Genomic DNA, 24,646 nt, shown 5'->3' with positions numbered 1-24,646 from the left:
AACAATATGAAGTTACAACTTATGTACTCTTTTTTACGATCGGATATTAATGTAATAGAAAAAGAATTGAAGAAGACGGTTGCATCCGAGCAACCGTTAGTAGAAGAAGCTGCATTACAGCTTATCGAAGCTGGTGGGAAGCGAATTCGCCCTGTTTTTGTTTTGCTGGCTGGAAAATTTGGTGATTATAAGCTAGATGCAATTAAGCATGTGGCAGTTGCATTAGAACTTATTCATATGGCTTCTCTTGTTCACGATGATGTTATTGATGCCGCGTTTTTACGACGCGGTAGTGCAACAGTGAATGCGAAATGGGGAGATCGTATTGCAATGTATACAGGAGACTACTTGTTTGCGAAGTCTCTTGAATGTATAACGAACATAGAAATTCCAGAGGCACATCAGGCGCTGTCTCATACAATTTTAGAAGTTTGTAAAGGCGAAATTGAACAAATTAAAGATAAATATAACTATGATCAAAATTTAAGAACGTATTTAAGAAGGATAAAACGAAAAACAGCATTGTTAATTGCCGCAAGTTGTCAGTTGGGAGCGATTGCTGCTGGTGCCAATCGTGATACAGTAAATCGTCTATTTTGGTATGGATATTTTGTTGGTATGTCTTATCAAATTATTGATGATATTTTAGATTTCGTATCGACAGAAGAGAAGCTTGGAAAGCCTGCTGGTGGCGATTTATTGCAAGGGAATATTACATTACCTGCTTTATATGCCATGGAAGATCCGGTGCTTCGTGCGAAAATTACATCTGTGCACGAAAATACAACATCAATTGAGATGAAAGAAATTATTGATGATATTAAAGCGAGCGAAGCTATTGATAAAGCATTTTCGTTTAGTGAACGTTATTTACATAAAGCATTAGAAATAATAAAACCACTCCCGCGTGGGCAGGCAAAGTATGCATTACAAAATGTTGCAAAGTATATTGGAAAACGAAAATTTTAGTGTTTTTTCTAAAAAATAAAATAATCTCTCTATTTCAAAACTATTGCACAATTGTGATAAGGGTGTTAATATGTGTGTGGGGATATACAATTACATACATAATTCAGAAGTGGAGAGATTTTTTATGGAAAAAACATTTCTAATGGTAAAACCAGACGGTGTACAACGTGCCTTCATTGGGGAAATTGTAGCTCGTTTTGAGAAAAAGGGCTTTCAATTGGTTGGTGCAAAATTAATGCAAGTCACTCCGGAAATTGCTGGACAACACTACGGTGAGCATAAAGAAAAGCCTTTCTTTGGTGAATTAGTAGACTTTATTACATCTGGACCTGTATTCGCAATGGTATGGCAAGGTGAAGGTGTAGTAGATACAGCTCGCAATATGATGGGTAAAACAAGACCACATGAAGCTGCTCCTGGAACAATTCGTGGAGATTTCGGTGTAACTGTTGCGAAAAACATTATCCACGGTTCTGATTCTTTAGAAAGTGCAGAGCGCGAGATTGCTATTTTCTTTAAGGAAGAAGAATTAGTAGACTACTCAAAATTAATGAATCAATGGATTTACTAATTATTTTAAAATAATTTGTAAACGCTTTAATAACTGTGATAATAGTAAAAAGTGCAAGAAGAATAGGGGTATTCTTCTTGCACTTTTTTTATTTTGATTTGTTACGAAGCTAGAGCTGTTATGATATATTGGTATGTAAAGTAAAAGGTTTACCGTTATGAAAATGATAGAATGATTACAAGTAGGATAAAGCAAGTAGTTGATTTTCTATATAATTTCAATGTTTTCTTATAGAATGATGAAAGGCACAATTGCTACTTTATGTAGCGGGATAAATACATATACGAAAAGAGGAATAACGTATGCGATATATTACAGCTGGTGAATCCCACGGTCCACAACTTACGACAATTGTAGAAGGTGTTCCGGCAGGGTTATCTTTAGTAGCGAATGATATAAATGAAGAATTAGCTAGAAGGCAAAAAGGATACGGACGCGGTAGACGCATGCAAATTGAAAAAGACCAAGTGCAAATCGTAAGCGGTGTTAGGCATGGGAAGTCGATGGGCTCTCCGATTGCGCTCGTTGTTGAAAATCGTGATTTCACCCATTGGACAAAGGTTATGGGTGCAGAACCGTTAACTGAACAAGAAGAGAAAGAAATGAAAAGACAAGTTACGAAGCCGAGACCTGGACATGCTGATTTAAATGGTGCGATTAAATATGGTCATAGAGACATGAGAAATGTATTGGAACGTTCCTCTGCACGTGAAACGACAGTTCGTGTTGCAGCTGGTGCAGTAGCGAAAAAAATATTAGCAGAGTTAGGAATACAAGTTGCAGGACATGTTGTCGAAATTGGTGGTGTGCAGGCAGAAAATATTACATATAACTCTATTGCGGAATTACAAAGTATTACAGAGGCATCTCCTGTACGTTGTTTAGATGAAGAAGCAGGTAAAAAGATGATGCAAGCAATTGATGATGCAAAGGCAAATGGTGATTCTATCGGTGGCATTGTTGAAGTAGTTGTAGAAGGAATGCCAATTGGGGTAGGTAGCTATGTACATTATGATAGAAAATTAGATGCGAAATTAGCAGCGGCAATTATGAGTATTAATGCTTTTAAAGGTGTTGAAGTTGGAATTGGTTTTGAAGCAGCGCATAGACCTGGAAGTGAAGTGCATGATGAAATTCTTTGGGATGAAGTGCAAGGATACAGAAGAAGAACGAACAATGCGGGTGGATTAGAAGGTGGTATGACAACTGGTATGCCGGTTGTTGTGCGCGGTGTGATGAAACCGATACCGACATTATATAAACCTCTTCAAAGTGTCGATATTGACACGAAAGAATCTTTCACAGCGAGTATTGAGCGCTCAGATAGTTGTGCTGTTCCAGCAGCTAGCGTTGTTGCAGAGGCGGTTGTGGCCTGGGAGTTAGCGACAGCCTTAATTGAACAATTTGGATCAGATCGTATGGATCTTATACGTGAAAATATTGAGAAACATAATGAATATGCGAGGGGATTTTAATGGAGAACATACATATTCAAACGAAGTCAAAAGAATATGATGTACATGTTGGAAAAGAGGCGTTGTCACATATAACAACGCTTATTCAAAATATGAAACCGGCTGTATCTAATATAATGATTATTTCCGATGAAGCTGTTGCATCATTACATTTAGAGACAGTTGTTGATGCCTTGCAAGTAGAGCAAAAAGTGTTTTCGTTCGTTGTTCCGAGTGGTGAAAAAGAGAAGTCTTTTGAGAACTTTTATGCAGCACATACGTCTGCTCTTGAAAACAAATTAGATCGAAACTCTTTAATCATTGCACTTGGAGGCGGAATGATAGGAGATTTAGCTGGCTTTGTTGCTGCATCATTCATGCGTGGCATTCGCTTTGTACAAGTTCCGACGACTTTATTAGCTCACGATAGTGCAGTAGGCGGGAAAGTGGCAATTAATCATCCGCTAGGAAAAAATATGATAGGAGCGTTTCATCAGCCAGAAGCGGTTGTATATCATACACCATTTTTACATTCACTTCCTGAAAAAGAGTGGCGCTCAGGTTATGCAGAAGTGATAAAGCATGCTCTTATTGGTGATGTAGAGTTGTATCATTGGTTAAAAGAAGAAGTGCAGACACTAGCTGACCTTCGTGATGAAAAGTTAATTCACATATTAACGAAGGCGATTCCTGTGAAAGCGAATATTGTGGCGCAAGACGAAACAGAAAAAGGTGTACGTGCTCATTTGAATTTTGGGCATACGTTAGGACATGCTCTTGAAAAAGAGTTGGGATATGGAAATATTACTCACGGTGACGGAGTAGCGATTGGAATGTTATTTGCTTTATTTTTAAGTGAGCAAGTGTATAAAGTTGATCTTACTTATGAAGAAATGAAGAAATGGTTCTTGAAATACGGCTATCCAAAAATGCAAAGCGATTTAAATGTAGAGCGTCTCGTTCAATTGATGAAACAAGATAAAAAAGCAAATGCTGGAACAATTCATATGGTGCTTATGCAGGAATACGGGGTAGTGAATGTCGTATCTATTTCAGATGAGACTGTTCATATTGCGTTAGAGGCATTTCAAAAAGATATGGCCTAAAAGATTATTGCATAGGTATGAAATGCTTATTTAAAGGTATTCTCGTAATGATGACGGTTATGATAAAAGATTACAGTAAGGAACTATAAACCACATTGTAATCCGATTGAATAAAATGACTGGGGGAATAGAAATGAGAGTAAAAGAGCAATTGTTAACTTTGAGAGCATATGTACCTGGGAAAAATATTGAAGAAGTAAAAAGAGAATATGGATTATCAAAAATTGTGAAGTTAGCATCGAATGAAAATCCATTTGGCTGTTCAGCACGTGTGACAGAAGCGTTAACTTCGTTAGCGAATCAATATGCTCTCTATCCAGACGGAGCAGCTTTTGAGCTTCGTGAAAAAGTAGCAGAGCATTTAGGTGTAAAAGCGGAACAACTTTTATTTGGTAGTGGGCTAGATGAAGTCATTCAAATGATTAGTCGTGCTTTGCTACATAATGGAACGAATGTTGTAATGGCGAATCCTACGTTCTCACAATATCATCACCATGCTGTTATTGAAGGAGCGGAAGTTCGTGAAGTACCACTTGCAGATGGCATTCACGATTTAGATGCAATGTTACAGCAAGTAGATGAGAAAACAAAGATTGTATGGATTTGTAACCCGAATAACCCGACAGGTACATATGTAGAAAAACAAAAATTACTTTCATTTTTAGAATCAGTTCCAAAGTCAGTGCTCGTTATTATGGATGAAGCATATTATGAATATGCGGGGGCAGAAGATTATCCGCAAACATTGCCTCTTCTTGAAAAGTATGAAAATCTTATGGTGCTGCGCACATTCTCAAAAGCGTATGGTTTAGCTGCTTTTCGTATCGGATATGCGATTGGTGATGCAAAGCTTATAGGACAGTTAGAGGTAGCGAGGCTACCGTTTAACACATCAACTATCGCACAAGCGGTAGCGGTAGCTGCAATAGAGGATCAACAATTTTTACAAGAGTGCGTAAAGAAAAATACCGAAGGGTTAAATCAATATTATGCATTTTGTAAGGAATATAACGTATTCTATTATCCATCTCAAACGAATTTTATTTTCTTGAAACTCGGTATACCTGGTAATGAAGCTTTTGAGCGATTAATGAAAAAAGGATATATCGTTCGTTCTGGTGCAGCATTTGGTATACATGATGGTATTCGTATTACTGTTGGGCTTAAAGAAGAAAATGATGAAATTATTGAATTGCTTACGGAACTTGTAAAAGAACAAGTGAAGAAAGAGGAAACGTATTCTTAATAAATAGTGAAGGCTCCTATTACAGGAGTCTTTTTTATTTGAACTGTAATAAGGGGAGTTGTTTGCACGTTCCAGAAAGAAAACGTTACAATAGAGGTAGACGTATAAGAAGAACTGCTATACATATAAGTTATTTAAAATGTGAGGAGGATACAGTTTGAAACTAGTAGGACGAAAAAATAGTTTGAATGGAGAAATTGTTGTTCCAGGAGATAAATCTATTTCACACCGTGCTGTTATGTTTGGGGCAATAGCGGAAGGAACGACAAGAGTATCTAATTTTTTATTAGGAGAAGATTGTTTAAGTACAATTGCATGTTTTCAAAAACTAGGTGTTAAGATTGAACAGAGTGGTAACGATGTCACGATTTATGGTAAAGGGTTAGAAAATTTACAAGAACCAAAAGAAGTATTAGATGTAGGGAATTCAGGTACGACTATTCGTCTTATGCTTGGTATTTTATCTAATACGCCGTTCCATAGTACTATAATTGGTGATGAATCAATTGGAAAACGTCCTATGAAACGTGTTACAGACCCGCTTAGCAAGATGCATGCTCAAATTGATGGTAGAGAAAATGGACAGTATACCCCTTTATCTATTCGTGGCGGAAGAGTGAAAGGTATACACTATCATGCACCGGTAGCAAGTGCACAAGTGAAATCAGCAGTTTTACTTGCAGGTTTGCAAGGAGAAGGTGTAACTACAGTAACAGAGCCTATGCAGTCTCGTGATCATACTGAAAGAATGTTACGTGCATTCGGTTGTACAGTAGAGGTTAATGAACGGACCGTATCATTACAAGGTGGACAACAACTTAAAGGGACAGAAATAAAAGTTCCAGGAGATATTTCTTCCGCAGCATTTTTCTTAGTAGCTGGTGCAATTGTCCAAAATAGTAAGCTTGTATTGGAAAATGTCGGATTAAATCCAACGAGAACAGGGATTTTAGATGTTTTAACAAAGATGGGTGCACGTATTTCTATCGATAATATTAGAAATGAAGAGTTTGAACCATGTGGGGATATTACGATTGAAACATCGAAGCTAAAAGGAATAGAAATTGGCGGATCTCTTATTCCGAGATTAATTGATGAAATTCCCGTAATCGCTTTATTAGCGACGCAGGCTGAAGGAATTACTGTTATTAAAGATGCTGAAGAGTTAAAAGTGAAAGAAACAAATCGTATCGATACAGTTGTAGATGAACTAGGGAAATTAGGTGCGAAAATTGAAGCTACGCCAGATGGTATGATTATATATGGTAAGCAAGATTTAAAAGGAAATACTGTTAATAGTCACGGCGATCATCGTATAGGGATGATGCTTGCAATCGCGTCCTGTATTGTAAATGGAGAAGTTAAAATAGAAAATAGTGATGCGGTCGCTGTATCTTATCCGAACTTTTTTGAACAATTGGCTGCGCTATAAGAGAAAATGCATGAAGAAGCATACTCATTCTAAAGGTTGCGTTCTTACACCTAGTTGCTTATGATAAATGAACAGAAGAGAATATTTTTTAGAGTTAAAGGAGACGTTTATGCAAAAGTTTGAACAAGCTGTTTCGTATATTGAAAATGGTGAAGCGGAAAAAGGATTACAATTATTAAAAGAACAACTACAAGTTGCTAATGATGAAGAGAAGTATGATATCGCTCGTTACTATCATACACTTGGGTTTATGGATGAGGCGTTAGCAATTATTGAAGATTTACGCTTGTTATATCCAGAAGAAAGTGAATTTACGTTATTTTTAGCAGAGTTATATATTGATTTAGATAAAGAAGATGAAGCTATTGAAGTGCTTCATGATATTCCAGAAAATGATGATCTATATGTTCAATCGCTATTACTTGTTGCGGATTTATTCCAAATGCAAGGTTTTGATGATGTAGCAGAACATAAGCTATTAAAAGCGAAAGAAATAATGCCAGACGAGCCTGTTATTACGTTTGGGTTAGCAGAATTGTATAGTAGTAAAGGAGAAGAGCAAAAGGCAATCACTTATTATGAGTCGTTACTAGCAGAACATAAAGTAATGGGTGGTGTTGTTATTGCACTTCGTCTAGCAGAAACTTTAAGTGCTATTGGGAACTGGGAAGAGGCAATCTCATATTATGAAGCAGGGTTAGAGGAGCAAAAAGATATTCACTCATTATTTGGATATGCCTTCACATTATATCAAGGGGAAGAATATCAAAGAGCAATTGGTGCTTGGCAAGAATTAAAAGAAGTAGACCCTGAGTACGCATCGTTATACATGTATTTAGCGAAAAGCTATGAAAAAGAAGGTATGCTTCAAGAAAGCTATGAAACACTTCACGAAGGAATTAAAGTAGATGAGCTTTCTGTTCCTTTCTATGTAGAATTAGCAAATATTGCAGCGAAATTAGGGAAAATAGCGGAGGCAGAAGAAGTGCTTCAAAAAGCGCTTGAGCTAGATCCGGGACATTTAGGTGCGACATTAAAATATGCGTATATTTTAAAAGAACAAGAGAAATATGAAGAGCTAATTGCAGTTGTAGAGCGAACTATTGATAGCGGAGAGCCTGATACACAGCTACTTTGGGATCTTGCATTTGCAAAAAAACAATTAGAAATGTATTCTGATGCATTAAAACACTATGAAAGTGCATATACTTCTTTTAAGAATCATCCAGATTTCTTGGAAGAGTACGGTTATTTCTTGTTAGAAGAAGGAATGCGAAAAGAGGCGAAAGAAGTATTTACTCAGTTAATACAACTAGACCCGACACAAATTCATATTGAAGAATTGTTATATAATTTAGAGGATTTTTCATAAGTTGGAAGGAAACTGAATGCCGCTTCTTGAATCTAAAAAGAAAAGAGAAAGACAGAGGAGGGACTTAAGCGCTATGAATACCCCTGTTTCTGTAAACGAGAAGAAGGATTTTGTCAAATGGTTTTTGAATAATTACCAACTGAAACAGCGTGAATGTGTATGGATTTTGAATTATCTAATGAGTCACGATCAATTAATGCATAAAGTCCACTTCGTAGAACATGCAAAATTTTGTCCACGTGGCTTAGTAATGTCAGCAAATTGTGTGAAAGATACACCGTTTCACTTTTTTAAACAAAATGTAATGACAACAGATGCAGAAAAGTCGTTTCATGATATTCGTTTGAATCGAGATGAGGATATTTATATTCAACTTAATTTTAAATCGTCGTTCCAAAATGCAAATTATGTAGCTGTGTTAGAAGAAAATCCATATTTGCCAAAGCATATTGAAGTGAATGAAAAAGATCGTTTACTTGCAGAGCGATTTTTAGAAGAAAGTGTATTCTCATTTAGAAGAGAGCGTCTTTTGAAACAAATTGATGAAGCACTGGATAAGCAAGATAAGGAAGCATTTCACAAGTTAACAGCGGAGTTAAAAACTTTATAGAATTTATTTGGATTATACAATTTTTACAAATTTCAGATTCTTTTAAGAAAAACTACCTATTATTAGGTAGTTTTTCTTTTTTTACCTCTTTTAGTATGGTTTAATATATATAAAGTGAAAGTTCTGTTATTTTAAGTGGAGGAGGGGAGAAAAGTGAAATGGATTGTAAAAGATGTGGAACAGTTTGAGCAAGCAAGGGAGTATGTAGATACAGGGATTATACCACTTGTGTCAATTTCGGCAGCAAAAGAAATGAAAATGGTTGTAGAACAAGGTGAGTTTATTGAGGCTTTGAGTATGGAGTTGGAAAGGGAATATAAAGGAAGAGTTCTTTTACTACCCGCATTTACGTATTTAGTAGAAAGCCAAAAGAATGAAAAAGACCGTTTGCAAGAATGGACAGACCATTTGCAAAGGCAAGGTTTTAAGCATATTGCCTATGTGACAAGTGATTTTTCATGGAAAGAAGATATGCAAGAGTTACAAGGGGATTTATTTTGGTTTCCCTCATTGGCGTTAGAACAATTTAGTGATCAAGCGAAGAGAGAAGTCATTCACGCTCATATAAAAAATATAATGGTAATGTTAGAAGAAAAATGGGGAAAGTGATAATAAACAGAAAGTTCTTATTATTATGAGTAGTATGATATTGACCTGTGCATGAGGGTATTATATCATGATAGTGTCCTAGTTTTTATTTTTTATATTATTTTTCACGAGGGGACAATTTCTGATAGAGGGGGGAAATTTTCGTGAGCGAGAAAGAACATCGTGTGTCAAGAAGACAGTTTTTAAATTACACACTTACAGGGGTAGGAGGCTTTATGGCAGCGGGTATTTTAATGCCGATGACGCGATTTGCGCTTGATCCGGTGTTAAGAAAAGAAGCAGGAACGGAGATGGTTGCTGTTGCACAAGTAAAGGATATTACAACAGAGCCGAAGCGTTTCGACTTTAAGGTGAAGCAGGTTGATGGTTGGTACAAGTCTGAAGAACCAAAATCAGCTTGGGTTCATAAAGATGAAAGCGGAGACATTGTTGCGTTCTCTCCAGTATGTAAACATTTAGGATGTACAGTTAACTGGAATTCGGACAAAGCACATCCGAATCAATTCTTTTGCCCGTGTCATGGGGGCCGTTATACAAAAGATGGGATTAACATTAAAGGCACACCGCCCCTTGCTCCGCTTGATGTGTACGAGTCTAAAGTGAAAGATGGAACGCTGTATTTAGGAAAAGCGAAGCCAAGAGGGGGTGGAAAGTAGATGCTAAATAAAATTTATGATTGGGTAGATGAACGATTAGATATTACACCAATATGGCGCGATATCGCTGATCATGAAGTACCTGAACATGTAAACCCGGCACATCACTTTTCTGCATTCGTCTATTGCTTTGGAGGACTTACCTTTTTCGTTACTGTAATTCAAATTTTATCTGGAATGTTTTTGACGATGTATTATGTGCCGGATATTAAAAATGCTTGGGAATCGGTTTACTATTTACAAAATGAAGTTGCTTACGGGCAAATTGTTCGTGGTATGCACCACTGGGGTGCGAGTCTCGTAATTGTAATGATGTTTTTACATACACTCAGAGTTTTCTTCCAAGGTGCGTATAAAAAGCCTCGTGAGTTAAACTGGATTGTTGGTGTTCTTATTTTCTTTGTTATGTTAGGTCTTGGCTTTACCGGATATTTATTACCGTGGGATATGAAAGCGTTATTTGCTACGAAAGTAGGGATTCAAATTGCAGAGCAAACGCCGCTCATTGGTCCTTATATTAAAACATTACTCGCTGGTCATTCCGAAATTGTTGGCGCTCAAACATTAACTCGCTTCTTTGCTATTCACGTCTTCTTCTTACCAGCAGCACTTCTAGGTTTAATGGCCTTCCACTTCATCATGATTCGCAAACAAGGTATTTCCGGTCCGCTATAAGAGATTGCTAAATTAAAGGGGAAAGAACTAAAGGAGGGAGATTATGCATCGCGGCAAAGGGATGAAGTTTGTAGGAGATTCTCGGGTACCAGTAGCTCGGAAACCAAATATTCCAAAAGACTATTCTGAATACCCAGGAAAAACAGAAGCATTTTGGCCGAATTTCTTGTTAAAAGAATGGATGGTTGGTGCAGTTTTTTTAATCGGTTATTTATGTTTAACAGTGGCACATCCGTCACCGCTTGAGAGAATGGCGGATCCAACAGATGCAGGATATATACCACTTCCAGATTGGTATTTCTTATTCTTGTATCAGTTATTAAAGTATTCTTATGCTTCAGGTTCATTTACTGTAATTGGAGCATTTATTATGCCAGGGATTGCGTTTGGAGCATTACTGTTAGCTCCATTTCTTGATCGAGGTCCAGAAAGACGCCCATTGAAGCGTCCTGTAGCAACTGGATTTATGCTTTTAGCAATTGCATCGATTATCTTTTTAACTTGGGAATCTGTAGCACACCACGACTGGGAAGCTGCTAAAAAACAAGGTGCAATTGTAAAAACAACACAAGTTGATAAAAATGATGACGGCTACAAATTAATGCAAAAAAATACTTGTTTAACATGTCATGGTGACAATTTACAAGGTGGTGCAGCAGCACCAGCTCTACAAAACTTAACTTTAAAACCAGAAGAAATCGCTAAAATTGCGAAAGATGGTAAAGGCGCAATGCCTAAAGGTGTATTTAAAGGAACGGATGAAGAGGTGAAAAAGCTTTCGGAATTCGTTGCAAAATATAATAAAAAATAATAGAAAAGCTGACTGCAAATTTTGTAGTCAGCTTTTCTATTTAGTTAGAGGAAGTTTGTTATAATAGAGTAGGATTTAGTGAATGAATTACTTTGCTTGAAAGGTGTTGGACATACAGATTGGTTTACGTGTATGCAATGTTAAGACAGCGCTCAGTGTTATTATTTTTATTGATTGTTAACATATTAGGCACAATTTACGGGTTTATATGGTATGGAAATCAATTAAAAGAAACGTCTCTAATATTTTGGCCGTTTGTGCCAGATAGCCCGATGGCAAGTCTCTTTTTTGTATTTGTTTTAATTGCCTTTTTGAAAAATAAAAACTGGGGATTAATAGAGGCGTTGGCGATTGTTTCTTTAATAAAATATGGCATATGGGCTGTTGTTGTAAATGGAATTATGATTTATGTAAAAGGTCCTATTGGTATTATGGGCTACATGTTAATGCTTTCTCATTTTGCAATGGCTGTGCAGGGAGTACTATACGCTCCGTTTTATCGGATAAAAAAATGGCATTTCGTTGTAGCTGGGATATGGACGTTACATAATGATGCAATCGATTATTTATTTTGGCAAATGCCGAGATATGGAATTATGCATTTGTTTGTAGAGGAGATAGGCTATTTTACGTTTTGGTTAAGTATTGCTGTACTATGTATTACATATTATTATTGCTTACGTGAGCATCGAAAACAGTTTTCTTTATGATGTTAAAATCTAGGGGGAAAAAATGAAGGAAAATAAGATTGGTATAAAAATATTGGATCGGATGATCACTTTAGTTGTTTCATATAGCATAGCATTTTCTATTTTCGCTCTCGCGACAATGGCAGTGGTATATGGAAAGTGGCTATATTATTTTGAAATTGATTTTTTAAACATTCCAGATTTAGCGGATATGACAAAGGATGAAATTAAGAGAAACTATGATGTGCTTATTACATATTTATCTCCGTTTTATGAAGGGGCATTACAATTGCCGACATTAGATATGTCTACAAATGGCCGAATTCATTTTGTAGATGTTAAAAACATTTTAGTGAAGATTCAATATATAATGTATGGAACGATTGTAATTGCTGTATTAGGAGGAGCGTATTTATTAAAAAAGAAAAAAGAAAAGTTTTTACTTCACGGATCGATTCTTACAATTATTTTTCCGATAGCTCTTACGTTACCAATTGCCATTAATTTTGAAAAGAGTTTCGTATTATTTCATAAGCTTTTATTTAGCAATGATTATTGGATGTTTGATATTGAAACAGATCCGATTATTTTAATGCTACCAGAAGAATTCTTTATGCATGCTGCATGTGCTATTTTAATATTCATTTTATGTGGTAGTATACTTTTTTATGGTATATATAAATATTTAGTGAGAAAAAAAAAGGTTTCAAAGGAAAAATTCTCTGTGTAAAGAGAATTTTTTTTGTTTCCATAGAGATAATATATTTTTCGGTTTTGTTCTGTTCTATTCTTGTCCAACTCTACATATTTTGTACTAGTAGTTATAGGGGGGACCGGGATGAAGAGAACATTAATTGGACTGATAGCATTTCTAATTTTAATGTTTCCAGTACGGATATATGCTGAGGAGTGGAGTGAACTAACTGGATTGTTAGATGATTCTTTGCAGTTAGTTAAGCGGAATGAAGATGAAAAAGCAATACAAGTATTGAAACGTTTTTCGGAACAGTTTGTATTAAAGGGAAATGAAAAAAGTAAACCAATAAACCCAGATCAATTTAGAGTAATCTCCTTAGCGTATGACAAGGCGATTCAATCTCTCTCGGAGGAAAATGTTGTAGGAAAGCAGATCAAAGTTGATAATATGTTAGCACTACAACTCGCTGTTGATGCACATGTATCGAAATATCAGCCGCTTTGGATGGAAAGAGAAAGAAAGATAATGGATGCTTTTTCTCAAGTGGAAAAAGCGATGAAAAAAGAGGATGATGGACAGTTCCAACAGACGCTAAATACATTTTTAAATGAATTTAATATTATTTATCCGAGTTTAATGATTGCCCTGCCAGAAAACGAAGCGCAGCGGGTAAACGCGCATTTATCTTATTTGGATGAATTTCGTAACGTTATGTTAAAAACGAAAGGTGGACAAATGCAACTAGGAATTATTAAAGGTGATTTGCAAAAAATATTTCATACAGTAAAAAAAGATGAGATTGCTCCCTCTCTCATTTGGTTTATGACAATTACTGGGGGACTTATTCTATTTACTTTAACGTATGTTGGATGGAGAAAATATAAAGGGGAAAGAGAGAAGCGGAAAAGTAACTTGCATTCTAAAAATAGATAATGCGTATAAATAAAGATGCGGATTGTAAGGTTTATTTATTGACAATGATGGAAGAAAAAAATAGAATGAGAAGTACTATAATTAAAACTTCAATGGAGGTTTATGATGTTTTATTTAATTTACTTCGCGATCATTTTGATCATACCGTTGTATGCACAGTCAAAAGTACGTAGTGCCTATAGCAAGTATTCACAAGTTTATTCAACATCAGGTATGACAGGAGCGGAAGTGGCTCGGAAAATTTTAGATGAAAATGGATTGTATAATGTAGCTGTAGAAGAAACGCCAGGTCATTTATCAGATCATTACGATCCAACTGCAAAGACAGTTCGATTATCAACAGATAACTATTATGGACATTCAGTTGCTGGTACAGCAGTAGCAGCACACGAAGTAGGACACGCAATTCAAGATGCGAAAGATTATAACTTCATGCGTGTACGCCATTCGTTAGTGCCAGTTGCTAATTTTGGTTCAAATATGTCTTGGATTTTCGTCCTAATCGGTGTATTTGCACAAATGTCTGGTTTATTGTTACTAGGAATTATTTTAATGGCAGCAGGTGTGATTTTCCAACTTGTTACATTACCAGTTGAGTTTGATGCATCAAAACGCGCAATGCAACAAATTGAAGCACTAGGTATCGTATCGACAGATGAATACGGTCAAGCTCGTAAAGTATTAAATGCGGCAGCATTAACATATGTAGCGGCAGCTGCTGTGGCAGTATTTGAATTATTACGTCTCGTATTAATTTATACTGGTATGCAGCGTAGCGACGATTAAAGACTATCAATTTTGATAGTCTTTTTTTGTTTTGTGGATTGAATCTTATAATACGCTATAAATGGAAATAATAGAGATAATGAGAGGTCTAGAACTAGTAATAATAAATATAAGTGTGTAGTGGTGAAAGAAGGTGACAGAAATAATATATCCAGATCATTTAGTAAAACAAGTGAAGGAGCGTAGCGTTTCGTATCAATTAGAAGGTTTTTTAAGTGGACAAGGCCCTGAAAACCCGAAATTAATAATTGTTGGAGAAGCACCTGGTGAAACAGAAATTTATAATGGCATACCGTTTAGCGGAAAAGCCGGAAAACATTTAATGGAGTTTTTAGAACGTATTCACATCAAAAGGGAAGAAGTGTACATTACGAGTGCGGTTCGAAGTAGACCGTTTAAGTGGCGCGAGAAAAGAGAGCGAAATGGCGAATTAATACAGAAAAAGTATAATAGAACACCGAATCAAGGCGAAATACTTGCACACGCTCCGTTGTTAGATTTTGAATTGGCACATATGGATCCGCCAGTTATCGTTACACTTGGTAATGTTGCGTTAAAACGTTTAGCCGGAAAGAATAAAAAGATTACGGATATTCATGGGCAACTATTAAAGCAGCCGATTCAAAAACTAAAAGATATAGATCATGCAGGGTTTATATGGACTGAAAAAGAATATAAAATTTTTCCTACCTTTCATCCGGCTTCAATTTTTTATAATCGTAGTTTATTGGAGTTAATTTATGAGGATTTAGAGAAGCTGAAGCAATATATAGCAATAAAAAACTAGAAAAGCCATGTGGCTTTTCTAGTTATGTTTAATTATGTAACGGGTTTTTATTTTCATCTAATGTAAATCCTTCGCCGACGACATCGTGTACATCGCTTACAGCAACAAACGCGTGAGGGTCTACAGAAGTAATGATATTTTTTAATTTCACGATTTCATTTTTAGCTACAACACAATATAGTACATTTCGTTCAACTTTTGTATAGGATCCAACAGCTTTTAAAAAGGTTGCTCCGCGCTCCATTTCTGATAAAATTTTTGCAGCAATTTCATCGTTCTTATCAGAAATAATAGTTGCTCCTTTTGCTGCATAGGCTCCTTCTTGCATAAAATCAATGACCTTAGCCCCGATGAAAACAGCAACTAACGTATACATACCTTCACGGTATGATAAATATGTAAGAATAGAGACGACAATAACGACTGCATCAAACATAAACATCGTTTTTCCCATACTCCAGCCAACATATTTGTGAGCTAGCCTTGCGATAATATCAACACCGCCAGTAGTCCCGCCGTATTTAAATATAATTCCAAGGCCGATACCGATAAATGCCCCGGCGAATAAAGCAGCAAGTGTCATATCATTTTGCAAGTTTAAATGTAAGTTGAGTACTTCGTAGCGCTGGAAAATCCATAGGAATAAAGACACGCTAAATGTACCTATTAATGTGTAGAAAAACGTCGTTCGTCCGAGCAACTTCCAACCGATGAAAAATATAGGGATATTTAAAATCAAGTTTGTATAAGAAGGGTCCAGCGAAAATAGAAAATATAATAATAGCGTAATGCCGGTAAATCCACCCTCTGCTAGGTGATTTTCAATATTGATATTCACAATACCGAAAGAAAAAATAGCGGAACCGATTAAAATGAAAATGATATTTCGAATCTTTAAGTTTGCTGTCATATAGAAATCCCCCTAATTATGTATGGATTTGCATTGCTCCGCTTAAACGGTAAAACATAATAAGTTATTTCTAGCTGCTAGTAAAAATAGTAAACGGCGTAAGAGGCCGATTGGTTCGGGCTAATCTTTTGCGAAAAAGCACGCAAAAGAAGTTTCACTTTATTATAGTCTATCCAAAAAAGGGTCGTAAATAGTGATATGAGAGAATAATATTTGTCAAATCGCGATGAATTGGCTAACATGAAAGAGGAAGGATTAGAGGTGAATAGTATGGAAACAAAAACGATGAAAGATATGCAGAAAGAAGTAGATGCATATATTGGTCAATTTAAAGAAGGTTATTTTAGTCCGCTTGCAATGGTGGCCCGTTTAACTGAAGAAATGGGAGAGCTTGCAAGAGAGGTTAATCATTATTATGGTGAGAAACCAAAGAAAACGACTGAGAAAGAACGAAGTATTGAAGAAGAGCTTGGAGATGTATTATTTGTTATGATTTGTATGGCAAATAGTTTAAATATTGATTTAGAAACAGCGCATAACATTGTAATGGATAAATTTAATACACGTGATAAAGATCGCTGGACACGTATTGATGAGGGAGAGAAAGAAGCATGAAAGAAATTAAAGTAATTATCGCCGGACCAAGAGGACGTATGGGACATGAAGCAGTCCTTCTTATGGAAAGAACAGAACATTTCAATTTAGTAGCAGCAATTGACTATAAACATGGCGGGGAGAAAATCTCTGATTTGCCTGGAATGCCTGCGTTAGATGCACCGATTTACGCAGATTTACATACTTGTTTAGATGAAGTGGAAGCAGATGTGTTGTTAGATTTAACAACGCCAGAAGTTGGGAAACAACACGTTACACTTGCAGTTGAGCGTGGACTACGTTCTGTTATTGGTACGACAGGATTTACAGAAGAAGAGCTTAAACATTTAACGGAAACTGCAAAAGAAAAAGAAGTAGGAACGATAATTGCTCCAAACTTTGCGATTGGTGCAGTACTTATGATGAAATTCTCTCAAATGGCAGCGAAGTACTTCCAAGATGTGGAAGTGATTGAGTTACATCACGATCAAAAGTTAGATGCACCATCTGGTACTGCTGTAAAAACAGTAGAATTAATTCGTCAAAACCGCGAGCCAAAGCAGCAAGGTCATCCAAATGAAATCGAACAACTAGAAGGTGCACGTGGTGCAAATGTGGATGGTATTCATATTCATAGCGTACGTTTACCAGGACTTATTGCGCATCAAGAAGTGTTATTTGGCGGAGATGGACAAATGTTAACAGTTCGTCATGATTCATTCAATCGTGCATCATTTATGTCAGGGGTAAAACTATCAATTGAAACAGTAATGAACCTTGATCATCTTGTGTACGGTTTAGAAAATATTATCGACTAAAGGGGAGACAACGGATGAAAATTGCCTTAATCGCACATGACCAAAAGAAAAATGATATGGTTTCGTTTGCATACGCATATAAACCAATTTTCGAGCAACATGAACTTTTTGCAACAGGAACGACAGGACTTCGAATTATGGAGGCAACTGGTTTAGTTGTAACAAGATATCAATCTGGTCCTCTTGGTGGCGATCAAGAAATTGGTGCAATGATTGCAAAAAATGATATGGATATGGTGATTTTTTTCCGGGATCCACTAACAGCGCAGCCACATGAACCGGATGTCAATGCGTTACTTCGTTTATGCGATGTATATGCCATTCCACTAGCAACCAATATGGCAAGTGCTGAAATGCTAATGCATGCATTAGAGCGGGGAGATTTAGATTACCGAAAGTTAAGAAAATGAGGGGAACAATTATGAGTGGATTACATATATTAGCGTTTGGTGCTCATGCCGATGATGTTGAAATCGGCATGGCAGGTACTATTGCAAAATATACGAAGCAAGGATATGAAGTAGGCATTTGCGATTTAACAGAAGCTGACCTCTCTTCAAATGGAACGGTAGAACTGAGGAAAGAAGAAGCGCAGGCTGCAGCTCGTATTATGGGAGTAAACACGAGAATTAATTTGGAGATGCCAGACCGTGGTTTGTATATGAAAGAAGAATATATACGTGAAATTGTAAAGGTTATTCGTACATATAAACCAATGCTAATTTTTGCACCATATTATGAAGATCGTCATCCAGACCATGCGAATTGCGCGAAACTTGTGGAAGAAGCTATCTTTTCAGCAGGAATTCGTAAATATATGCCTGAACTTCCGCCGCATCGTGTAGAGTCTTTTTATAATTATATGATTAACGGTTTTCATAAACCGAATTTTTGTATAGATATTAGTGAGTACCTTTCTAAAAAGGTCGAAGCGTTAGAAGCGTATGAAAGTCAGTTTTCAACAGGGAGTGATGGTGTTAAGACGCCATTAACTGACGGATACGTTGAAACTGTAATTGCTCGCGAGAAGATGTTTGGGAAAGAAGTGGGAGTGAAGTATGCCGAAGGGTTTATGAGTAAGAAGCCGCTTTTATTAAATGCTGATTTAATAGGGGGATGTAAATGAAATTGAAAATAGGTATTACATGTTATCCTTCTGTAGGTGGTTCTGGGGTTGTTGGAACGGAATTAGGAAAACAATTGGCGGAACGTGGGCATGAAATTCACTTTATTACATCGGGTGTACCATTTCGGTTGAATAAAGTGTATCCAAACATTTATTTTCATGAAGTAACAGTAAATCAATATTCGGTATTTCAATATCCACCTTACGATTTAGCATTAGCAAGTAAAATGGCCGAGGTTGCTCAAAGAGAAAATCTGGATATTTTACATGTGCATTATGCAATCCCTCATGCTATTTGTGCATATTTAGCAAAACAAATGATTGGGGAGCGTATTAAAATTGTTACAACCTTACATGGAACAGATATTACTGTGTTAGGTTCCGACCCTTCGTTAAATAATTTAATTCGATTTGGTATTGAACAATCTGATGTTGTTACCGCGGTATCGCATTCGCTAATCGAAGAAACGCATGAGGTTGTAAAACCAGATAAAGAGATTCAGACAGTATACAATTTTATTGATGAACGCGTATATTTTAAGCGTGATATGTATCAGTTAAAAAAGGAATATGGTATACAGGAAACTGAAAAAGTACTAATTCACATTTCAAACTTCCGAAAAGTTAAGCGAGTACAGGATGTTGTTCATTCATTCGCTAAAATTGTTAAGGAAGTGGATGGGAAGTTGCTTCTTGTTGGGGATGGACCAGAATTCTGTACGATTTTACAGTTAGTGAAAAATTTACAGATTGAAGATCGTGTCTTATTCCTAGGAAAGCAAGATAATGTTGCAGAGCTTCTTGCGATGAGCGATTTAATGTTACTTTTATCAGAAAAGGAAAGCTTTGGTCTTGTTTTATTAGAAGCAATGGCGTGTGGCGTGCCTTGTATCGGAACACGGGTTGGAGGTATTCCAGAGGTCATTCAACATGGTGAAACAGGATACATATGTGAAGTTGGAGATACAGACGGCATAGCTAAGCAAGCAATTCAACTACTAAAAAATGAAGAGCTTCACCGTAATATGGGAGAGCGAGCAATGAAATCTGTATATGAGCAGTTTCGTTCAGAAAAAATCGTTTCACAGTACGAGGCGATTTATTATGACATACTAAGGGATGACAAGAATGGAAAGATTTAAAAAAGCTAGTTCAATTATTGCGGCATTAAAACAGCATGGACATGAGGCTTACTTCGTTGGTGGAAGTGTACGTGATCTTATTATCGATAGACCGATTGGAGATATCGATATTGCAACATCAGCTTTACCAGAAGAAGTAATGGCTATTTTTCCAAGACATGTTCCGGTTGGTCTTGAGCATGGAACTGTAATTGTTGTAGAAGATGGTGAACCGTATGAGGTAACAACTTTTCGAACAGAGAGCGAATATGAAGATTTTCGGAGACCTAGTAGTGTTCAATTTGTCCGTTCATTAGAAGAGGATTTAAAACGACGTGATTTCACGATGAATGCAATTGCAATGACAGAAGAAGGCGAAATGATTGACTTATTTGCTGGGCAAGAAGCGATTCGTATGAAAGAAATTGCAACAGTTGGAAATGCTGCAGACCGTTTTCAAGAAGATGCACTGCGAATGATGCGTGGTATTCGATTCGTTAGTACGTTAGGTTTCTCTTTGGAAACAAAGACGAAACAAGCAATTGAAACGTATGGGCATTTGCTCGAACATATTGCAATTGAAAGAATTACAGTAGAATTTGAAAAATTGTTGACTGGTACATATTGTGCGAAGGGGCTTCACGAGTTAGTAGAAACGAAGTTATTTTATCATCTCCCATATTTACAAATGTCAGAAGAACGACTCTTAAAAGCTACGCAGTATAAATGGAATTCATTTGAAACAGACGTTGAGGCGTGGGCATTCTTCTTATATTGTATCGGAGAAGAACATCCCTCTGTCTTTTTACGTCAATGGAAGTTTTCAAATAAAAAAATAAAAGATATTGTAGCCGTTCTATTAGCAATCCGTTCTAGAAAGAAGGCGGAATGGAATGCGGTCTTTCTTTATAAAACTGGGATGCACATCGCAGTAATGGCAGAAAGAGTATATGAAGCGATAATAGAAAGTTATGATAGTTCAGCTGTTAAACAAGTGGAAACATTATTTGAGTCATTACCGATAAAGAGTCGCCAAGAAATGAATGTGACAGGAAATGATTTATTAATTTGGGCAGATAAAAAGCCAGGCCCTTGGGTTGCCGAAATGCTTCAAAAAATTGAAGAATCTATCGTAGAAGGAAACTTAGCTAACGAGAATGAGAATGTAAGGGAGTGGCTGCAAAGATGCAATCTACTATAAGAAAGCAGTTATTGCAAGTTTTTTCTGAAGCAGATGGTGAATTTGTATCTGGTCAAACACTTAGTGATAAACTTGGTTGTTCGAGAACCGCTGTATGGAAGCATATGGAGGATCTTCGTAATGAAGGGTATGAACTGGAAGCCGTGCGCCGTTTAGGTTATCGGATTGCTAGTAAACCAGATAAAGTAACTGCTAACGAGATTCAATTAGGATTACAAACAGAGCGTATCGGTAGAATAATTTATTTTGAAGAATCAGTTGAATCTACTCAGCATATTGCAGCAAGACTTGCTCATGAAGGAGCAGAAGAGGGAACAATTGTCGTTGCAGAAGAACAAACTGCAGGTAGAGGACGTTTAAGTAGAAAATGGTATTCTCCAAAAGGCACAGGGATTTGGATGAGTATTATTTTGCGTCCATCTATTCCAGTTCATCATGCACCTCAACTTACTTTATTAGCAGCTGTTAGCGTAGCGCAAGCAATTGAAAAATGTGCCGGTGTAAATGTAGGTATAAAATGGCCAAATGACATATTAATTCAAGGGAAAAAAGCTGTCGGTATACTAACGGAAATGCAAGCTGATCCGGATAAAATTAATGCTATTATTATGGGGATTGGCATTAATGCAAATCAGAAACAAGAACATTTTGATGAGGAAATTCAGCAAATTGCAACTTCGTTAGCAATTGAGTCGGGTAAGCCGATTGTTCGTGCGGAACTTATGCAACAAATTTTCTTACAACTAGAGAAATTGTATGAAGAGTATTTAAGAAATGGCTTCTCTGTTATTAAAATTCTTTGGGAAAGTTACGCAGTGAGTATCGGAAAAGAAATTACAGCTCGAACGATGAAGGAAACGATTACTGGGATAGCAAAAGGGATTACGGACGATGGTGTATTGCTACTTGAGGATCATCAAGGACAAATGCATCACATTCATTCTGCCGATATAGAAATTAAGTAAAAGAAGTTCCAATTTGGAACTTCTTTTACTTATCGGACATTTGTAAACTTCACATACCGTAATGAAAGTAGAAAATTATTTTTTCGAAAAAGTGTAGCAATTCCTTTTCTTAGTTTGCTATAATTAGTTCGAATATGGGCAGTATCAAAGCGAACTGCACCATTATTTAAAGCAGTATGAAAAAATAATAATTTGGATTCTGCCTTGATCCAATAACGGACTGGGACAGAGGGATGAATAATGCCGACTAACACACAACCCTTCTGCCCTTTTATGGCCAGAGGGGTTTTTTATATGATTTCGGCCATCTCCTCTCTCCTGCATAAAGGAGGAGTAGTTTTTGAAAACAAAAACAGATTTTTTGAAAATGAAAGAGCAAGGTGAGCCGATTACAATGCTAACGGCGTATGATTATCCATCTGCTAAATTAGCAGAAGAGGCTGAAGTTGATATGATTTTAGTTGGGGATTCTCTTGGGATGGTTGTACTTGGATATGATTCAACGGTTCCAGTAACAGTAGAGGATATGATCCATCATACGAAAGCTGTACACCGCGGAGCGAAAGAGACGTTTATTGTAACTGATATGCCATTTATGTCTTATCACGTATCATTGCAAGATACGATGATTAATGCACGCCGCATCGTTCAAGAGAGCGGGGCACATGCATTAAAAGTAGAAGGTGCTGGAGAAGTTATATCGACTATTCACTACTTAACGAATGCGGGAATTCCTGTCGTGGCACATTTAGGTTTAACTCCTCAATCTGTAGGAGTTCTAGGTGGGTATAAAGTACAAGGAAAAGATGCTGAAAGTGCAAAGAAATTAATAGAAGATGCAAAGAAATGTGAGGAAGCTGGTGCGATAGCGCTTGTGTTAGAGTGTGTGCCAATGCAGTTAGCAGAACTTATTTCAGAGCAATTAACAATTCCTACAATCGGAATTGGAGCAGGACGGAAAGTAGATGGGCAAGTACTTGTTTATCATGATCTTATCTCGTATGGCGTAAAACGTGTTCCGAAATTTGTGAAGCAATATACGTCTGTTCAAGAGGAGATTGTGCGAGGGATTTCGCAATACGTTGCTGAAGTAAAGACAGGGCAATTTCCTGAAGAAAAACATTCGTTCACAATGAAAGAGGAAGAATGCTTAGCGTTATACGGGGGAAAACAATAATGAAAATCATAACTACAGTGCAAGAGATGCGGCAAATTACGAGCGAACTTCGTGCAAGTGGAAAAAGTATTGGCTTTGTTCCAACGATGGGGTATTTACATGAAGGGCATGCTACTTTATTACGTAAGGCAAGAGGAGAAAATGAAATTGTAGTTTTAAGTGTATTTGTAAATCCATTGCAATTTGGACCAAATGAAGATTTAGATCGATACCCTCGTGATATTGATAGAGACGAAAGTGTAGCGAAAGAAAATGGTGTTGACTATTTATTTTATCCGAGTGTAGAAGAGATGTATCCAGCAGAACAAACAACAACAGTAGAGGTTGTGAAGCGTACGGACGTATTATGCGGCAAACAAAGACCTGGTCATTTTGCTGGTGTTGCTACTGTACTAATGAAACTATTTAATATTACAACGCCAACTCGTGCTTATTTTGGTATGAAAGATGCACAGCAAGTTGCTGTAATTGAAGGGTTTGTAACTGATTTTAATATTCCAGTTACGATTGTACCAGTTGATATTGTAAGGGAAGAGAATGGATTAGCGAAAAGTTCTCGTAATGTGTATTTATCACAAGAAGAACGTGAAGAGGCTCCTCATTTATACCGCAGTCTATGTATAGCGAAGGAACGAATTGAGGCAGGCGAACACAATCCAGAAATCATTATGAATCTTGTGAAAGAGCATATTGAGAAGTATACGAAAGGCACTGTAGATTATGCTGATTTATATGCATATCCTTCATTGACAGCAATAGATAAAATTGAAGGACGAATCATTTTAGCAATTGCAGTTAAGTTTGAAAATGTACGATTAATTGACAATATAACATTAATGGGGAAATAGGGGGAGCAGCTATGTTTCGCACAATGATGAGAGCAAAGTTACATCGCGCAACTGTAACGGAAGCAAATTTAAATTATGTAGGTAGTATTACAATTGATGAAGATTTAATGGATGCGGTAAATATTATAGAAAATGAAAAAGTACAAATTGTAAATAATAACAATGGAGCTCGATTAGAGACATATGTTATTAAAGGAGAACGCGGTAGCGGCGTTGTTTGTTTAAACGGTGCAGCTGCAAGGCTTGTACAACCAGGTGATAAAGTTATTATTATTTGCTATGGTTTAGTGGCAGAAGAAAATGTTCATAAACAAGAACCGAAAATTGCAGTACTAGACGATCATAATCAAATTATTGAAATGTTAGGTGCTGAAAAAGCTGGCACGATATTATAAGTAGGAAAGCTATCTCTATTAAGGAGATAGCTTTTTTCTGTATCTTTTCATTAAGATGAGATAAAACGTGGTATAGTAACAATATATG

General features: G+C 36.6%; 29 protein-coding genes. 27 read left to right on the top strand and 2 right to left on the bottom strand.

The annotated features are described in order from the left end of the window. Nucleotides 1-6: 6 nt before the first annotated feature. The 17 genes from hepT (at nucleotide 7) to BAU28_RS27470 (ending at nucleotide 15,403) form a co-directional block, all read left to right on the top strand. Entirely contained in the window at nucleotides 7-969 is a 963-nt protein-coding gene (gene hepT / locus BAU28_RS27550) for a heptaprenyl diphosphate synthase component II (protein WP_025147232.1), read from the top strand. Nucleotides 970-1,093: 124 nt separating this feature from the next. Continuing rightward, on the top strand, nucleotides 1,094-1,540 hold the full coding sequence (gene ndk / locus BAU28_RS27545; protein WP_025147231.1) for a nucleoside-diphosphate kinase: 447 nt from the start codon (nucleotides 1,094-1,096) through the stop codon (nucleotides 1,538-1,540). A 302-nt stretch (nucleotides 1,541-1,842) separates the two neighbouring features. Further along, a complete protein-coding gene (gene aroC, locus BAU28_RS27540; protein WP_002171162.1) occupies nucleotides 1,843-3,015 on the top strand; it encodes a chorismate synthase in 1,173 nt (390 codons plus the stop codon). Beyond that, nucleotides 3,015-4,100 carry a 3-dehydroquinate synthase gene (aroB, locus tag BAU28_RS27535; RefSeq protein WP_048370427.1) on the top strand — a complete coding sequence of 362 codons (1,086 nt, stop codon included), beginning with the start codon at nucleotides 3,015-3,017 and terminating at the stop codon, nucleotides 4,098-4,100. The genes aroC and aroB overlap by 1 nt, the downstream gene beginning before the upstream one ends. Before the next feature lie 133 nt (nucleotides 4,101-4,233). After that, nucleotides 4,234-5,346 (top strand): histidinol-phosphate transaminase, encoded by a 1,113-nt coding sequence (gene hisC / locus BAU28_RS27530; protein WP_002171164.1) that lies wholly within the window; start codon nucleotides 4,234-4,236, stop codon nucleotides 5,344-5,346. A 157-nt stretch (nucleotides 5,347-5,503) separates the two neighbouring features. After that, nucleotides 5,504-6,778, top strand: coding sequence for a 3-phosphoshikimate 1-carboxyvinyltransferase (gene aroA / locus BAU28_RS27525; RefSeq protein WP_071721154.1), 1,275 nt, complete (start codon nucleotides 5,504-5,506; stop codon nucleotides 6,776-6,778). A 109-nt stretch (nucleotides 6,779-6,887) separates the two neighbouring features. Continuing rightward, a complete protein-coding gene (locus tag BAU28_RS27520) occupies nucleotides 6,888-8,150 on the top strand; it encodes a tetratricopeptide repeat protein (RefSeq protein ID WP_002171166.1) in 1,263 nt (420 codons plus the stop codon). A 73-nt stretch (nucleotides 8,151-8,223) separates the two neighbouring features. Then, nucleotides 8,224-8,760, top strand: coding sequence for a ReoY family proteolytic degradation factor (locus BAU28_RS27515; RefSeq protein WP_025147225.1), 537 nt, complete (start codon nucleotides 8,224-8,226; stop codon nucleotides 8,758-8,760). A gap of 153 nt (nucleotides 8,761-8,913) precedes the next feature. After that, nucleotides 8,914-9,369 (top strand): YpiF family protein, encoded by a 456-nt coding sequence (locus tag BAU28_RS27510; protein WP_002171168.1) that lies wholly within the window; start codon nucleotides 8,914-8,916, stop codon nucleotides 9,367-9,369. Nucleotides 9,370-9,512: 143 nt separating this feature from the next. After that, nucleotides 9,513-10,025 (top strand): menaquinol-cytochrome c reductase iron-sulfur subunit, encoded by a 513-nt coding sequence (gene qcrA / locus BAU28_RS27505; protein ID WP_071721152.1) that lies wholly within the window; start codon nucleotides 9,513-9,515, stop codon nucleotides 10,023-10,025. Further along, nucleotides 10,026-10,700: a menaquinol-cytochrome c reductase cytochrome b subunit gene (gene qcrB, locus BAU28_RS27500; protein ID WP_000932700.1), complete on the top strand. Its 675-nt coding sequence runs from the start codon at nucleotides 10,026-10,028 to the stop codon at nucleotides 10,698-10,700. Between the two features lie 43 nt (nucleotides 10,701-10,743). Next, nucleotides 10,744-11,511, top strand: coding sequence for a menaquinol-cytochrome c reductase cytochrome b/c subunit (gene qcrC, locus BAU28_RS27495; RefSeq protein ID WP_002171170.1), 768 nt, complete (start codon nucleotides 10,744-10,746; stop codon nucleotides 11,509-11,511). Between the two features lie 119 nt (nucleotides 11,512-11,630). Then, nucleotides 11,631-12,221, top strand: coding sequence for a lipoprotein heptaprenylglyceryl N-acetyltransferase LhaT (lhaT, locus tag BAU28_RS27490; protein ID WP_116500496.1), 591 nt, complete (start codon nucleotides 11,631-11,633; stop codon nucleotides 12,219-12,221). Nucleotides 12,222-12,243: 22 nt separating this feature from the next. Then, nucleotides 12,244-12,930 (top strand): lipoprotein intramolecular transacylase Lit, encoded by a 687-nt coding sequence (lit, locus tag BAU28_RS27485; RefSeq protein WP_071721149.1) that lies wholly within the window; start codon nucleotides 12,244-12,246, stop codon nucleotides 12,928-12,930. Between the two features lie 108 nt (nucleotides 12,931-13,038). Further along, nucleotides 13,039-13,830 (top strand): sporulation protein YpjB, encoded by a 792-nt coding sequence (gene ypjB, locus BAU28_RS27480; RefSeq protein WP_048370415.1) that lies wholly within the window; start codon nucleotides 13,039-13,041, stop codon nucleotides 13,828-13,830. A gap of 105 nt (nucleotides 13,831-13,935) precedes the next feature. Continuing rightward, on the top strand, nucleotides 13,936-14,616 hold the full coding sequence (locus BAU28_RS27475; RefSeq protein ID WP_002171174.1) for a zinc metallopeptidase: 681 nt from the start codon (nucleotides 13,936-13,938) through the stop codon (nucleotides 14,614-14,616). 133 nt (nucleotides 14,617-14,749) lie between these two features. Further along, nucleotides 14,750-15,403 (top strand): uracil-DNA glycosylase, encoded by a 654-nt coding sequence (locus BAU28_RS27470; protein ID WP_071721147.1) that lies wholly within the window; start codon nucleotides 14,750-14,752, stop codon nucleotides 15,401-15,403. Between the two features lie 28 nt (nucleotides 15,404-15,431). On the opposite strand, the gene BAU28_RS27465 is transcribed toward BAU28_RS27470, so the two are convergent. After that, nucleotides 15,432-16,313: a YitT family protein gene (locus BAU28_RS27465; RefSeq protein ID WP_071721145.1), complete on the bottom strand. Its 882-nt coding sequence runs from the start codon at nucleotides 16,311-16,313 to the stop codon at nucleotides 15,432-15,434. A 270-nt stretch (nucleotides 16,314-16,583) separates the two neighbouring features. Here BAU28_RS27465 and BAU28_RS27460 point away from each other — a divergent pair, with 270 nt between their 5' ends. Genes BAU28_RS27460 through BAU28_RS27430 form a run of 7 tightly spaced genes read left to right on the top strand, consistent with a single transcriptional unit; the run spans nucleotide 16,584 to nucleotide 22,138 of the window. After that, the gene (locus BAU28_RS27460; protein WP_050447062.1) at nucleotides 16,584-16,928 is read left to right on the top strand and encodes a nucleotide pyrophosphohydrolase; all 345 of its coding nucleotides are present in this window, start codon (nucleotides 16,584-16,586) and stop codon (nucleotides 16,926-16,928) included. After that, nucleotides 16,925-17,725, top strand: coding sequence for a dihydrodipicolinate reductase (dapB, locus tag BAU28_RS27455; protein ID WP_002171178.1), 801 nt, complete (start codon nucleotides 16,925-16,927; stop codon nucleotides 17,723-17,725). The genes BAU28_RS27460 and dapB overlap by 4 nt, the downstream gene beginning before the upstream one ends. Before the next feature lie 14 nt (nucleotides 17,726-17,739). Continuing rightward, a complete protein-coding gene (locus BAU28_RS27450; RefSeq protein ID WP_002171179.1) occupies nucleotides 17,740-18,135 on the top strand; it encodes a methylglyoxal synthase in 396 nt (131 codons plus the stop codon). 11 nt (nucleotides 18,136-18,146) lie between these two features. Continuing rightward, the gene (bshB1, locus tag BAU28_RS27445; RefSeq protein ID WP_071721143.1) at nucleotides 18,147-18,851 is read left to right on the top strand and encodes a bacillithiol biosynthesis deacetylase BshB1; all 705 of its coding nucleotides are present in this window, start codon (nucleotides 18,147-18,149) and stop codon (nucleotides 18,849-18,851) included. Continuing rightward, nucleotides 18,848-19,993, top strand: coding sequence for an N-acetyl-alpha-D-glucosaminyl L-malate synthase BshA (gene bshA, locus BAU28_RS27440; RefSeq protein WP_071721141.1), 1,146 nt, complete (start codon nucleotides 18,848-18,850; stop codon nucleotides 19,991-19,993). The genes bshB1 and bshA overlap by 4 nt, the downstream gene beginning before the upstream one ends. Then, a complete protein-coding gene (locus tag BAU28_RS27435; RefSeq protein WP_071721140.1) occupies nucleotides 19,980-21,173 on the top strand; it encodes a CCA tRNA nucleotidyltransferase in 1,194 nt (397 codons plus the stop codon). Before bshA ends, BAU28_RS27435 begins: the two co-directional genes overlap by 14 nt. After that, entirely contained in the window at nucleotides 21,158-22,138 is a 981-nt protein-coding gene (locus BAU28_RS27430; protein WP_071721138.1) for a biotin--[acetyl-CoA-carboxylase] ligase, read from the top strand. Before BAU28_RS27435 ends, BAU28_RS27430 begins: the two co-directional genes overlap by 16 nt. A 29-nt stretch (nucleotides 22,139-22,167) precedes the next feature. Here BAU28_RS27430 and BAU28_RS27425 read toward each other — a convergent pair whose 3' ends face one another. Beyond that, a complete protein-coding gene (locus tag BAU28_RS27425; protein WP_240184445.1) occupies nucleotides 22,168-22,392 on the bottom strand; it encodes a hypothetical protein in 225 nt (74 codons plus the stop codon). Nucleotides 22,393-22,478: 86 nt separating this feature from the next. On the opposite strand from BAU28_RS27425, the gene panB reads away from it, so the two are divergent. Genes panB through panD form a run of 3 tightly spaced genes read left to right on the top strand, consistent with a single transcriptional unit; the run spans nucleotide 22,479 to nucleotide 24,558 of the window. Next, entirely contained in the window at nucleotides 22,479-23,315 is an 837-nt protein-coding gene (panB, locus tag BAU28_RS27420) for a 3-methyl-2-oxobutanoate hydroxymethyltransferase (protein ID WP_025147213.1), read from the top strand. Continuing rightward, nucleotides 23,315-24,163 carry a pantoate--beta-alanine ligase gene (gene panC, locus BAU28_RS27415; RefSeq protein WP_071721136.1) on the top strand — a complete coding sequence of 283 codons (849 nt, stop codon included), beginning with the start codon at nucleotides 23,315-23,317 and terminating at the stop codon, nucleotides 24,161-24,163. The genes panB and panC overlap by 1 nt, the downstream gene beginning before the upstream one ends. Before the next feature lie 11 nt (nucleotides 24,164-24,174). Beyond that, nucleotides 24,175-24,558, top strand: a complete 384-nt coding sequence (panD, locus tag BAU28_RS27410; RefSeq protein ID WP_002171187.1) for an aspartate 1-decarboxylase — start codon at nucleotides 24,175-24,177, stop codon at nucleotides 24,556-24,558. Nucleotides 24,559-24,646 lie beyond the last annotated feature (88 nt).

The organism is Bacillus paramycoides, from assembly GCF_001884235.1.
In the GTDB taxonomy this organism is placed as follows: domain Bacteria; phylum Bacillota; class Bacilli; order Bacillales; family Bacillaceae_G; genus Bacillus_A; species Bacillus_A paramycoides.
This window is presented reverse-complemented; position numbering and strand designations above follow the sequence as displayed.

Excerpts from the sequence above, each read along its gene's own strand:
- hepT (WP_025147232.1), top strand. The coding sequence starts at position 7 with ATGAAGTTACAACTTATGTACTCTTTTTTACGATCGGATATTAATGTA.
- ndk (WP_025147231.1), top strand. The coding sequence starts at position 1,094 with ATGGAAAAAACATTTCTAATGGTAAAACCAGACGGTGTACAACGTGCC.
- aroC (WP_002171162.1), top strand. The coding sequence starts at position 1,843 with ATGCGATATATTACAGCTGGTGAATCCCACGGTCCACAACTTACGACA.
- aroB (WP_048370427.1), top strand. The coding sequence starts at position 3,015 with ATGGAGAACATACATATTCAAACGAAGTCAAAAGAATATGATGTACAT.
- hisC (WP_002171164.1), top strand. The coding sequence starts at position 4,234 with ATGAGAGTAAAAGAGCAATTGTTAACTTTGAGAGCATATGTACCTGGG.
- BAU28_RS27520 (WP_002171166.1), top strand. The coding sequence starts at position 6,888 with ATGCAAAAGTTTGAACAAGCTGTTTCGTATATTGAAAATGGTGAAGCG.
- BAU28_RS27515 (WP_025147225.1), top strand. The coding sequence starts at position 8,224 with ATGAATACCCCTGTTTCTGTAAACGAGAAGAAGGATTTTGTCAAATGG.
- qcrB (WP_000932700.1), top strand. The coding sequence starts at position 10,026 with ATGCTAAATAAAATTTATGATTGGGTAGATGAACGATTAGATATTACA.
- qcrC (WP_002171170.1), top strand. The coding sequence starts at position 10,744 with ATGCATCGCGGCAAAGGGATGAAGTTTGTAGGAGATTCTCGGGTACCA.
- lit (WP_071721149.1), top strand. The coding sequence starts at position 12,244 with ATGAAGGAAAATAAGATTGGTATAAAAATATTGGATCGGATGATCACT.
- ypjB (WP_048370415.1), top strand. The coding sequence starts at position 13,039 with ATGAAGAGAACATTAATTGGACTGATAGCATTTCTAATTTTAATGTTT.
- BAU28_RS27475 (WP_002171174.1), top strand. The coding sequence starts at position 13,936 with ATGTTTTATTTAATTTACTTCGCGATCATTTTGATCATACCGTTGTAT.
- BAU28_RS27465 (WP_071721145.1), bottom strand. The coding sequence starts at position 16,313 with ATGACAGCAAACTTAAAGATTCGAAATATCATTTTCATTTTAATCGGT.
- BAU28_RS27460 (WP_050447062.1), top strand. The coding sequence starts at position 16,584 with ATGGAAACAAAAACGATGAAAGATATGCAGAAAGAAGTAGATGCATAT.
- dapB (WP_002171178.1), top strand. The coding sequence starts at position 16,925 with ATGAAAGAAATTAAAGTAATTATCGCCGGACCAAGAGGACGTATGGGA.
- BAU28_RS27450 (WP_002171179.1), top strand. The coding sequence starts at position 17,740 with ATGAAAATTGCCTTAATCGCACATGACCAAAAGAAAAATGATATGGTT.
- bshB1 (WP_071721143.1), top strand. The coding sequence starts at position 18,147 with ATGAGTGGATTACATATATTAGCGTTTGGTGCTCATGCCGATGATGTT.
- bshA (WP_071721141.1), top strand. The coding sequence starts at position 18,848 with ATGAAATTGAAAATAGGTATTACATGTTATCCTTCTGTAGGTGGTTCT.
- BAU28_RS27435 (WP_071721140.1), top strand. The coding sequence starts at position 19,980 with ATGGAAAGATTTAAAAAAGCTAGTTCAATTATTGCGGCATTAAAACAG.
- BAU28_RS27430 (WP_071721138.1), top strand. The coding sequence starts at position 21,158 with ATGCAATCTACTATAAGAAAGCAGTTATTGCAAGTTTTTTCTGAAGCA.
- panC (WP_071721136.1), top strand. The coding sequence starts at position 23,315 with ATGAAAATCATAACTACAGTGCAAGAGATGCGGCAAATTACGAGCGAA.
- panD (WP_002171187.1), top strand. The coding sequence starts at position 24,175 with ATGTTTCGCACAATGATGAGAGCAAAGTTACATCGCGCAACTGTAACG.